The organism is Streptococcus parasanguinis, assembly GCF_016648855.1.
Taxonomy (GTDB): Bacteria; Bacillota; Bacilli; order Lactobacillales; family Streptococcaceae; genus Streptococcus; species Streptococcus parasanguinis_L.
Map to the genome: position 1 here is coordinate 39,919 of NZ_JACLQU010000018.1, position 11,402 is coordinate 51,320.

Sequence of the window (11,402 nt, forward strand, 5' to 3'; positions counted from 1 at the left end):
TTTTTTACACAGCCTCTAGCCCGGGTTCAATTCAAACCCGAACTACCCTTCCTTTCTTTTTTATTTAATTTGTTAATGAATCCAAAAATGCAAAGAGTTTGGCATTCATTTCTCGATAATCGTAAGCACGAATGGCTTCAGGTTTTTGAACAAAGGTCAGGTTTTGACTTTGTTCTTCCAAAACAGCTTCACCGTCAGCAGCAATCAAGAGATCGACTGCTTCTGGATCAAATTCCAAGTGGGCTTGGAAGGCATAATGTTTCGGACTAAAGCGGATAATCTGACGTGGACACCCTTGACTGGTCGCAAGAACAACAGCATCTTCTGTCAATCCTGGCATATCGCCATGCCAGTGGCCGGTTTCAAGAGTTGCTCCAAACTCACCGACATGCGGATCTGTTAGACCATCCGGTGTCAAGGTCACAGGATAAACCCCAATCTCACGTTCCGGACTATGCTCATACTTCGCTCCATAGGCAACAGACAGGAGCTGGGCACCAAGACAGACCCCAACAATATAACGATCTGCCTTGATGGCTTTTTGAATCAGCTCGATCTCTGCCTGAGGATCGTAGTATGGAAAAGCTTCCCGATCTTCATCTGGCGATTGAGGACCTCCCATGACGATCAAAAAGTCGATCTCATCCACTGTCTCTGGTAAAGCTTCATTCTCATAGACTTTGGTCGTGGTCACTTGATGACCACGCTCCTGCGCCCATTTTAGATAAGCGCCCGGTACTTCAAAGGTTTCATGCAGTACAAAATGTACCTTCATTATTTCTTCTCCCATCTCTTTCGAATCACGTAAGACAAACCAGCCGCAAGTACAAGCGGGATTGTCAAACTCCAAGCCTGGCCTGTAAACCCAAGGCTCAGGGCAATAGCTGTCAGAGGAGCTTCTAGGGTCGTTCCTAAAAAGACGGTCGCTCCAAGTAACATCCCTAGAGCAGGATCTAAATGAATTCCAACGACTGTCATCAATAAAGTCACTAAGTAACCGGCCCCTATTCCTAAGGCAAATGATGGCGTCAAGGTTCCCCCATAGGCACCGTTGCTCAAGAGGAGATAGACTAAAAGCCCCTTCACTGCAAGAGTCAATGGAAGATAGGGAATCGACTGACTAGACAACAAGGTCTGGGCTAGTACCTGACCATTTCCCATAAAGATGGGGTAAAAGGCTACTAGGCTCCCCAGCACAAGAAAGGCTAGAGGAAGAGCCCAAAGAATTGTTCCATCCTTCCGTCGCTTGCGACCCGCGCGTTTAGCTAAAGATCGAAAGCCTAGCGCAAATGGAGTAACCAATAAAGCAATCAGAATCGCCTGAAAGAAACTGCTAGCTGACCAATGGACTAGCGACATATGATAAATAGAACCGTGCCCAACGATAGGCTGGGCCACCCAAGTCGCCAGATAAGTACTGGACAAAACCAGCAGAAGGTTCTGCCAACTGTAGGCAAGTCCTAAGGTCTCAAAGACGAACAAGCTACTAGCAAAGGGAACCTGATAGACTGCGGCCAACCCAGCTCCTGCACCACAGGCGATTAAAACTTTTCGCTCTTTGATTGCCAAGGAGAAGGCTTTGCCCAATCGACCAGCTAGAAGAGCCCCGACCTCTCGTGGGGCTCCTTCTTTTCCGACCGATGCACCTGCTCCAACAATCGCAACCTGCATCCCTGCATGAAGGAGGTGGGCTAAGAACGCTGGCTCCCTATCTCCAGCTAGGTCAATTTGCCTACGAATGGAGAGAATTTTATAGCGCCGTTGCAGAATATACCAGAAACCTGCTGCCAAGACCCCTGTCACACCTAGTACAAGGAATCTACGGAAACCTCCAGCGTGATTAAATTGCTGAAGCAAGTCCCCCTTATCTTGGCCAAAGGCCAGTCCTTGCACACCTTCTAGTAGATAATGACAGGCAATTCCGACCAGACCCGTCCCTATTCCCAATGATAGAGTGGCTAGAAGCAACCTCAGTCCGTAAGGCAGGCTTTGGAGTCTTGCTTTCATAGGATTAGAGTTCAGCAAGAATCGCTTTCAGCAAGCCTTTGAAGTCGTCTTTAACGCGCTCAGTGACTTCTACCACTTCTTCATGGTTGAGCTCTTCTTGGAAACCAGCCGCAAAGTTGGTAATACATGAAATACCAAGAACTTTCAAACCAGAGTGAGCCGCAATGATGACTTCAGGAACAGTTGACATCCCAACCGCATCCGCACCAAGAGTCTTATACGCACGGATTTCAGCTGGAGTTTCATAAGTTGGACCTGTCACACCGATATAAACCCCATCATCCAAATTGATACCCAATTTGTCAGCGACTTTATGAGCAGTCTCGCGGTATTCAGGTGTGTAAGCTTTCGACATATCAGGGAAACGTGGACCAAAGTCATCCAAGTTTTCACCGATCAATGGGTTTTGACCAGTCATATTGATGTGGTCAGTAATAGCCATCAAGGTACCAGGACCGAAGCAGATACCACCAGCAGCGTTGGTGACAAGCACTCCTTCACATCCCAACACTTTCATGACACGAACTGGGAAAGTCACAACTTCAAGAGGATTTCCTTCATAGAAGTGGAAACGACCTTGAAGTGCCAATACCTTACGTCCAGCAAGATCACCATAAACCAACTTACCAGCGTGGCCGACAACTGTCGAACGTCCCCAGTTTGGAATCTCAGAGTAGTCTACTACGACTGGATTTTCGATTTCTTCAGCCAGTTCACCTAAACCTGATCCAAGGATCAAGCCAAACTCAGGCGCTTCCATTCCTTTGCCCTTCAAGAAAGCAGCTGTTTCATTGATTTTTGCTAACAATGTCATTGTGTATCTCCTTTTATTTCTTAAGTAATGTGCCAATTTTGTCAAAGGTGTTAACGTTGCGAATAGTGATCTGACGATAGAAAGGCATCTTCATCAGATATTTGCGGTAGGCGGTTTTAGCGTAGCTTGCTTCTGAGGATTTGCCCCAGAAAACCGCTGTTTTGCCAAGGTGAAGCACTTCATCTCCTAGCTTCAAAGCAAGCAACTTCTCTTCTACGGATTCCCTATCCAAGCCCTCGGTGTAAAAGAGAACATCCTTACGAGCCATCTCTTCTGTCCACCATTGCGGTAGGTTTGCACATTCTGCTTCATAGTCTTCTCGACTCAGGAGAGAAAAGCGTTCAATAAAGGGATAGTGATTCTCAAAGAAGGTCGACAGGCACGCTACTAACTGAGATCGAGAAAGACCTGTCGTAAAAAAGATATTGCCACTGTTGATGTAGGTTTCCACTTGTTCCAATCCCAGCTCCATCAATTCTTGACGAAGTTGAGCCATGACCACTTTATTTTTGCCGCCAACATTGATCCCTCTTACGAGGAGAGCGAAGCGTGTCATCTTAGTTCAATTTGTCTAAGAAGCTTTCACCGATCATGGCTTTTTCAACACCAAAGTTCTCTGCAATTGTTGCAGAGATATCAGAGAAATGTCCGACTGGAATCACGCCATTGCCTTTGAAAGATGGGCTATAAGCCAAGAATGGGATGTATTCACGCGTATGGTCAGTACCAGCGTAGGTTGGGTCGTTACCATGGTCAGCCGTAATCATCAAGAGGTCATCTTCACGCATGGCTGCGATGATTTCTGGCAAGCGCTCATCGAACTCATGCAAGCAATCGCGGTAGCCGTGAGCATTGCGACGGTGACCATAAAGAGCATCAAAGTCTACCAAGTTGGTAAATGAGAACCCTTCTTGGAACTCAGGAAGTCCCATGGTCTTAATCAAGGTATCCATACCGTGGCTGTTTGATTTGTTGTGACCCATATCGTGGTTGATACCAGCTCCGTTGAAGATATCGTTGATCTTACCAACTGCATAGGTATCGATACCCGCTTCGTTCAACTTGTCCAAAACAGTTGGCGCAAATGGTGAAACAGCCAAGTCACGACGGTTGGCTGTACGTGTGAAGTTTCCAGGTTCCCCAACATAAGGACGAGCAATGATCCGGCCTAGAAGAGCTGGACGTTCCAAAGTGATGGAACGAGCGTATTCACAAATACGGTAGAGTTCATCCAAAGGAATGATGTCTTCGTGAGCCGCGATTTGAAGCACAGGGTCTGCTGATGTATAAATAATCAACTCACCAGTTTCCATTTGACGTGGTCCAAAGTCATCGATGACCGCTGTACCAGAATAAGGCTTGTTAGCTTCACGAATGACCTTACGTCCTGAGAATTCTTCAATCTTTGTAATAATTTCTTCTGGGAATCCATTCCAGAAGGTATCAAACGGTTCTGTAATGTTGAGCCCCATGATTTCCCAGTGACCAGTCATGGTGTCTTTCCCAAGAGAGACTTCTTGCAATTTTGTTGCATAGCCTGTTGGGTTGCTTTCAGCTGGCACCGTCTTCAATGGTACTTCACGAGGAATATTTCCAAGACCGATTTTGGCCATGTTTGGTACATTCAAGCCGACGGTTTTAGAGATGTGGCCCAAAGTATCAGATGCTCCATCTGGAACACCTGCATTGACAAAGTTATTGGCATCTGGTGCAGCACCGATCCCAACTGAATCCAGCACAACTAAGTGCATGCGTTTAAATTTTGACATATACTGCCTCTTTCCTTTATTAAACTAGCTATATTATACCATATCCCTATAAGAAGAGAGCCGTTGTTTGATCCGAGGCTGGGACAAAAGTCCTAGCCTCTCAATTGTTTTTGGATTGTCGAGCAAGACGCAGTGGTTGAGTGGGCTCTACTACGCTGATTTCATCAGCTTTTACAGCCCTACTCAACTGTGCGGAGGTGGGACGATGAAATCGAATTCTAACGAATTACCGATTTCTGTCCCACTCTCTATTTTTCTATGATGACAGGACCATCTGGTGTCCCTACAATCACTTTTGAAATCATGTTCAAGAATAAACCGTGCTCTACGACGCCTACGGTGTGATCCAGTTCATTTGCCAGAGCTTCTGTATCCTCGATCACCTTGAGGTCCAAGTCAATGATAAAGTTGCCTTGGTCGGTTACAAAACGTTGATCATCCGCGTGACGGAAATCAGGATGGTAACCCTTTTGCTCAAAATGACGGAAAAGATTTTCAGCCCCGTATTGCACTACTTCCACTGGAAGTTTGAAAGCCCCAAGAGTTGCGACTTGTTTAGATTCATCTACGATCCAAATGCAATCTTTAGAATTGGTTGCGACGATTTTTTCCATGAGGAGAGCACCACCGCCACCTTTGATCCCGTTCAATTGAGGATCCACTTCATCTGCGCCATCCACTGTCACATCCACCACTTCGACATCGTCGATGGCTTTGAGCGGGATGCCTAAACTTTCAGCCTGATCATAGGTCACACTCGACGTTGTGACAGCTGTGATCTGCAAGCCTTCTTCTTTGATGCGACGACCCAATTCAGCCACAAAATAATAAGCAGTTGACCCTGTACCGAGACCGACAATCATGCCGTCTTTGACAAACTCAGCCGCTTTAATTCCTACCTGTTCCTTTAGGTTTACCATCATAGACCTCCTTTTATATTCTCTTACAGTATAGCATATTCTGAAAGAGATTTCACTAATTATTTGAAAACCTTTCCAGTTTTAGTTCTAAAAGCAAAACCTTGCCCGTCTGCTGACTTTACGATAGAACATATTATGTTGTTATATTCTTTAAAATTTGTTATACTTAATTAAATTAATAACTATTAATAAACGGGTGAGAACTATGAAAAAGATTATTTACATTCTTACAATATTTTCTGCACTATTATTTTTATTTGCTTGTTCAAAAAACTCCTCAGAACCAAAATCATTTGAAGATTATATCTCCACTACAGATTTCACTGACTTTAAATATGATTCAGAAAATGACATTTATATTGTTAGCATTGATTTAAATAGCTCTATCAGTGATGAAAATGCAATTCAAAACTTTAATGATTCAATTTACGATGTTATCCATGCTGATTCAAAACCAGATAAAGATGTTGTTTTTAGGGCTTGGGATGGTAGTATAGCCGCCTCATTAGTTTATTTTAAAAAGGATAAATTTAATTCATTAGCTGATGAAGTTTTCAATTCTACAAGTACATATTTAAAAGCTGATGGATGGCAACCAATATCAAAATTCGGGCAATACCAGGAATCAAATGATCATTCTGATGATTCAACAACTGAAAATTTATTATTTAATCTTGCTATGATTAGTAAATAAAATAAGAACAATTTATTCTTATCAATTATTTAAGTTATTTATGAAACTTTCCGCTGTGAGTAAAGTGCCTAGATCAATTAAGTTCTAGGCACACGGAATTATTGAGACCTTAGGCTCAATAATTAGTCATGGAACTTCGAAGAAGTTCGCTGACGTCCGAACTCACATAAGGAAAGTTTTTTTAATGACTTTTCTTCAATTAAGTTCTCTTAATATTTTTTAATAGATAAAAGTTTACTTTTCAAAAGTTTTAAAACCTTGCCCGTCTGCTGACTTTACGATAGAATAGAGATGAATCTACAGGAAAAGAGAAATGACATGATTACTAAAGAATTTGATACCATTGCTGCCATCTCGACTCCTCTTGGTGAGGGGGCAATCGGGATCGTCCGCTTGAGCGGAACAGACAGCTTTGCCATTGCGCAAAAGATCTTCAAAGGGAAAGATTTAAGCAAGGTCGCTAGCCACACCCTCAACTACGGTCATATCGTAGATCCAGATAAGGACGAGATCCTCGACGAAGTCATGGTTGGAGCCATGCGCTCGCCGAAGACCTTCACCCGTGAAGACATCATCGAGATCAATACCCACGGCGGGATTGCTGTGACCAATGAAATCCTGCAGCTGGTCATCCGTGAAGGAGCTCGTTTGGCTGAACCTGGTGAATTTACCAAGCGGGCCTTTCTGAACGGTCGGGTCGATTTAACCCAGGCAGAAGCCGTCATGGACATCATTCGCGCCAAGACCGACAAGGCTATGAACATCGCCGTTAAACAGTTGGACGGCTCTCTGTCTGACCTCATCAACAACACGCGCCAAGAGATCCTCAATACCCTGGCCCAGGTCGAAGTCAATATCGACTATCCTGAGTACGATGATGTCGAAGAAGCAACCACTGAGATCATCCGCGAAAAGACCAGTGAATTTGAAGCCCTCTTGACCAACCTCCTCAAGACTGCCCGTCGCGGTAAGATCTTGCGTGAAGGGATTTCTACTGCTATCATCGGTCGTCCAAACGTCGGCAAGTCTAGCCTCCTCAATAATCTTCTTCGCGAAGAAAAAGCCATCGTGACCGATATCGAAGGAACCACTCGGGACGTTATCGAGGAATACGTCAACATCAACGGGGTTCCCCTCAAACTAGTCGATACAGCCGGGATCCGGGAAACCGAAGACATCGTCGAGCAAATTGGTGTCGAACGTTCGAAAAAAGCCCTCAAGGAAGCTGATCTGGTCCTCCTCGTCCTCAATGCCAGCGAACCCCTGACTGATCAAGATCGCCAGCTCCTTGAAATCTCTCAAGATAGCAACCGCATCATTCTCCTCAATAAGGTCGACCTACCAGAGAAGATCGAAATCGACCAACTGCCGGAAGATCATATCAAGATTTCCGTTCTGAAAAACCAAAACATCGATCAAATTGAAGACCGGATCAACGCCCTCTTCTTTAAAAATGCAGGTCTGGTCGAGCAAGATGCGACTTATCTCTCAAATGCCCGTCACATCTCTCTGATCGAGAAAGCTGTTGAAGCCCTGCAAGCTGTCAACGAAGGCTTGGCTCTAGGTATGCCGGTTGACCTGCTTCAAGTCGACCTCACCCGCACCTGGGAAATCCTCGGAGAAATCACAGGGGACGCTGCACCTGATGAGCTCATTACCCAACTCTTCAGCCAGTTCTGTCTTGGTAAATAAATCTATTTTAAGATCATATACTCTTAGAGACTTTCCTTAGGTGAGTACGGACGTCAGCGAACTTCGAAGAAGTTCCATGACTTAGTTTTGAATCTAACGTTTCAAAACTCCCGAGTGCTTGAAACAACAATGTTTCAAGCACTTTTCTCACGGCGGAAAGTCTCAAATATTTCTTTCAAAATAGAATTTAGTTTACAGCTATAGTATCACTCAGTTTATACAAAAGTAGAAAAACAATGTGTCCAAAATAACAAAAATGCGTATGTGTCCAAACATACGCATTCTTTTTTTGTTTTATTTTTCTTGTTCTAATCGCTCGACGGTCTGATACGCTTGGTAGATCAGGAAGAGCCCAGTAGCATTCAAGACTGGAATCGCAATAGGCAACTCGGTCACGATTTGTGAGAAGGGTGAATTGCCAACAAAATGAAGTCCAAACCCAGCTACTAAATATCCCCAGCCTGCTAGAGCTAGATCCTTGCGTCCTCTGCTTGCTTGGACAATTAGGAAGAGCCCCAGCATCACAAGTCCTGTGTAGACCCAGTGAGACATGGGCGCATTGGCCACACGACCGAGAATCCCTGACACCGTGTAAGAGAAACCTTCCGGCAGATCCTGACGGATATAGGCAAAATCCTCCACGATCTGGAAACCAAGACCTGAGGCAATCGCCAAGAGGAAGATCGACTTGATGCGACGGACACTGAACAAATAGAGGACAAAGAAGATTGGAATCAACTTAAAGGGTTCCTCAAAGAGGGGCGCAGCGATGGCACTCTCGTACTGGTTCCAAAAGTCGCTATTTGGAGCGATCGCTTGAATCATGTCATGGAAATAGGTATTGGCAAAGCTAGACAACCAACCGGCAACAAAGCCTCCACCTAGTAGAGAAAAGAGCACCGGTACCCATGACAACTTCCACTTCTTGGCAAAGTGAAAGAGAGCCCAAACAGCAGGAAGTGCATAGACCAAAAGGATCAAGGTCGAAAGTCCCACGATCCCGTACTGGCTGCCAGACATCCAGCCTTCTGTCAGTGACTGGGTCTCATAGGCTAGGCCGATCGCTAGCAAGAGTAAATAGAGAAACAAAATCAATTTGCGTTTCATAAAAGACCTTTCTAAAGTGAAATGAAAAAGGCTGGAAGCCCAGTCTTTTCCGAGTACTATCATTGTAACAGGATCAGCTTAAAAAAACAATAAACTGAGCTCTCAAATCCAGTTCCTACTTCAATACAGCCAGGATCTGACGAATCATGTCTGGATCCCCGTCTGGCAATGTCACCGTTTCAGCATGGTCCAAGATCCCTTGGGTAAATTGCGTCATAAACTCTTCACTATTGAGTTCATCTGCAGACTGTTGCCAGTGGCTCGGTACAGGGTAGATAGTGACTGTCCCATCACCGTTGGATGCATAAGTGATATTTCCTTCTGCTGAATAAGAACCAAACAGATGACGCACATCTTTTGGATAATCGACACCCAAGCCACCATTATAAATCTTTGTTCCAGCTGCACTATTTGAAATATTTAATTCTGATGGCACGTTCTTGATCACATAAGCCCAGACTCGCGCAGCTTCGACCTGAGCAGCGGTGTAGCCTGGATAATCATTCTGGTATGCCTTCTTCGAAGACTTGACCTCACCATCCGAACGAGTATTCCACTTCTTGGCCTTACTCGTCTTAGACGTACTACTGCTATCGTCTGTATCTACTTGCTCCTGATCTTTAGGTTGCTCTTTCTTGCGATAGTAGAAATTGTCATCATCGCCATAAGCCGGTGACTGACCAGCCCAGATCCGATCCTTGGACTTATCCGAAGCATCATCTTTGCCCGCTTTCTGACCTTTTGGAAGAAGCAAGAGACCATAGCCTCCAACACCTGACTTGGCACTAACCGTCATCTCAGCGATCTGGTCCTTCTGCTTAAAGCTCGATACATCAAGCTCAACATCCTCGCTGACCAAGCCCTTGTCATCAAAGACCAGCTCATTGCCACGCCCATCAATCCAAGTTCCTTTGATACTCGAGTAGTCCTTAGCCTTGATCGCTTTCAAGTCCATGCCAGATTGTTTCTTTTCTGAAGTGCTGGTCTGCTTGGTCTCCGAACTCTTAGGCATCACCGTCCTCTGAGGACGACCACACGAAGCCAAGACCAAAGCAGAAAGCACAATCAAAAAACCTTTTTTCATATCAATCTCCCTTCACACACCTACTATTTTAGAAAAATAAGAAAGGAGAGTCAAAGAAAAAGAGGAGGGGGAGAATAAATTAATGACATAAAAGTCTGTAAAATTATTATTTGAGTTTCTAAAGAAAAAGAAGCTCAATGTATCGAGCTCCTAGACCATCATTTTTTGTTTTTCTTGTTTTGGGATCATTCGAAAGAACACAGCTCTAAAACAAGGAAACATTGATACTATCAACTCCACACATCCTACATAGACAGTTTCCCTTATTTTTTTAATATGCTTCAAAACTATATCTTGTACAAATTATTTAATCTTTCTAACTCTAATACACTCATATATACTTCTACTCCAGTAACTACCCCCTTACTATAAATAATTCCACAAGAAAACACAATCCTCTCCTGACTCAAAATATTTGACAATACTACAAATGATTCCAAAACATAATCCTCTATAGTAATAAAACAATTATTTTCATCTTTAAAAAACTTTATAAATCCAATATCCTTACACCTATCACGTAAATGAAACCTAAGTGATCTTAAAAAAGAATCAAAAAACACATCATTTTCCATAGAAAACCCTTTCATTTTTTAAAAACATTCTGATATAATCATACAAAAAATAAAGGAGAACTACAATGAAAAAAAAATAATTATTTTTATCTTGTTAATCTTCTTAATCCTTTCTATTATTGCAATTTATACATACTACATGTTCTAAAAAATAAAATAAAGAGATATTTTTGACACATGTAATATAATAAAATTGTTGAATAAATAGCTCAAGGATACACTAAATCCCTAGAGGACTGTTGTCTTCTAGGGATTTTTACGCTCTTTTTTGATTAACGAGTATTTTGAGGCTAAATGCCGACTATCCTCGTCATCCAACTATTCACAAATGAAATATGCTAATACATTTGCCATAACGCTGAAGAAGAGGTCAAATAAGTTACTCACGACTCTCACTTTCTATCCTGCTCGGTAGGTCGTGATCAATTATCTTAGCTCATTTGCTTTCAATTTCTTTAGAGGGATAGTGGAAATTTTTTCTTTTATATAGATTGGCTAAAATAAATTCATCTGTGCAAACGCTATTTTATAATGACACTAGAATTCAAGAAAAATGACCAGCCTCCTGTAAAGTACAGAAAACTGGTCGCATAAGAGGGTTTTCTCTTGTTCCATTATTGGGGTGCAGTTCCTAAACATGCTAAGTTTTTTGTGTGAAGATATATCAAAACTTTTTAAACCAATTCTTGATATACTCTAAGCATATATCCAGTAAGAATTTGATAAATAATAATACAATT

At 43.1% G+C, this 11,402-nt stretch carries 11 protein-coding genes; 2 read left to right on the forward strand and 9 right to left on the reverse strand.

The features are described 5' to 3' along the window. Positions 1 to 64 precede the first annotated feature (64 nt). The 6 genes from H7T92_RS09855 to rpiA all read right to left on the reverse strand — a co-directional run bounded on the left by H7T92_RS09855 (position 65) and on the right by rpiA (position 5,510). Positions 65 to 775, reverse strand: a complete 711-nt coding sequence (locus tag H7T92_RS09855; protein ID WP_260314303.1) for a type 1 glutamine amidotransferase — start codon at positions 773 to 775, stop codon at positions 65 to 67. Continuing rightward, entirely contained in the window at positions 775 to 2,007 is a 1,233-nt protein-coding gene (locus H7T92_RS09860) for a chloride channel protein (protein WP_201037678.1), read from the reverse strand. Before H7T92_RS09860 ends, H7T92_RS09855 begins: the two co-directional genes overlap by 1 nt. 4 nt (positions 2,008 to 2,011) lie before the next feature. Further along, a complete protein-coding gene (locus H7T92_RS09865; RefSeq protein ID WP_201037679.1) occupies positions 2,012 to 2,821 on the reverse strand; it encodes a purine-nucleoside phosphorylase in 810 nt (269 codons plus the stop codon). A gap of 13 nt (positions 2,822 to 2,834) precedes the next feature. Beyond that, on the reverse strand, positions 2,835 to 3,377 hold the full coding sequence (locus H7T92_RS09870; protein ID WP_201037680.1) for a DUF1697 domain-containing protein: 543 nt from the start codon (positions 3,375 to 3,377) through the stop codon (positions 2,835 to 2,837). A gap of 1 nt (position 3,378) precedes the next feature. After that, positions 3,379 to 4,590, reverse strand: coding sequence for a phosphopentomutase (locus H7T92_RS09875; RefSeq protein ID WP_003011617.1), 1,212 nt, complete (start codon positions 4,588 to 4,590; stop codon positions 3,379 to 3,381). 248 nt (positions 4,591 to 4,838) lie between these two features. Then, positions 4,839 to 5,510 carry a ribose-5-phosphate isomerase RpiA gene (gene rpiA, locus H7T92_RS09880; RefSeq protein ID WP_195423395.1) on the reverse strand — a complete coding sequence of 224 codons (672 nt, stop codon included), beginning with the start codon at positions 5,508 to 5,510 and terminating at the stop codon, positions 4,839 to 4,841. A gap of 205 nt (positions 5,511 to 5,715) precedes the next feature. On the opposite strand from rpiA, the gene H7T92_RS09885 reads away from it, so the two are divergent. Next, on the forward strand, positions 5,716 to 6,204 hold the full coding sequence (locus H7T92_RS09885) for a sporulation protein (protein WP_201037681.1): 489 nt from the start codon (positions 5,716 to 5,718) through the stop codon (positions 6,202 to 6,204). A gap of 318 nt (positions 6,205 to 6,522) precedes the next feature. After that, on the forward strand, positions 6,523 to 7,896 hold the full coding sequence (mnmE, locus tag H7T92_RS09890; protein WP_195423123.1) for a tRNA uridine-5-carboxymethylaminomethyl(34) synthesis GTPase MnmE: 1,374 nt from the start codon (positions 6,523 to 6,525) through the stop codon (positions 7,894 to 7,896). Positions 7,897 to 8,190: 294 nt separating this feature from the next. On the opposite strand, the gene H7T92_RS09895 is transcribed toward mnmE, so the two are convergent. The 3 genes from H7T92_RS09895 to H7T92_RS09905 form a co-directional block, all read right to left on the reverse strand. Next, on the reverse strand, positions 8,191 to 9,003 hold the full coding sequence (locus tag H7T92_RS09895) for a PrsW family glutamic-type intramembrane protease (protein ID WP_201037682.1): 813 nt from the start codon (positions 9,001 to 9,003) through the stop codon (positions 8,191 to 8,193). 115 nt (positions 9,004 to 9,118) lie between these two features. Then, a complete protein-coding gene (locus H7T92_RS09900; RefSeq protein WP_201037683.1) occupies positions 9,119 to 10,087 on the reverse strand; it encodes a DUF6287 domain-containing protein in 969 nt (322 codons plus the stop codon). Positions 10,088 to 10,374: 287 nt separating this feature from the next. After that, the gene (locus H7T92_RS09905; protein ID WP_260314304.1) at positions 10,375 to 10,662 is read right to left on the reverse strand and encodes a hypothetical protein; all 288 of its coding nucleotides are present in this window, start codon (positions 10,660 to 10,662) and stop codon (positions 10,375 to 10,377) included. Between the last annotated feature and the right edge of the window lie 740 nt (positions 10,663 to 11,402).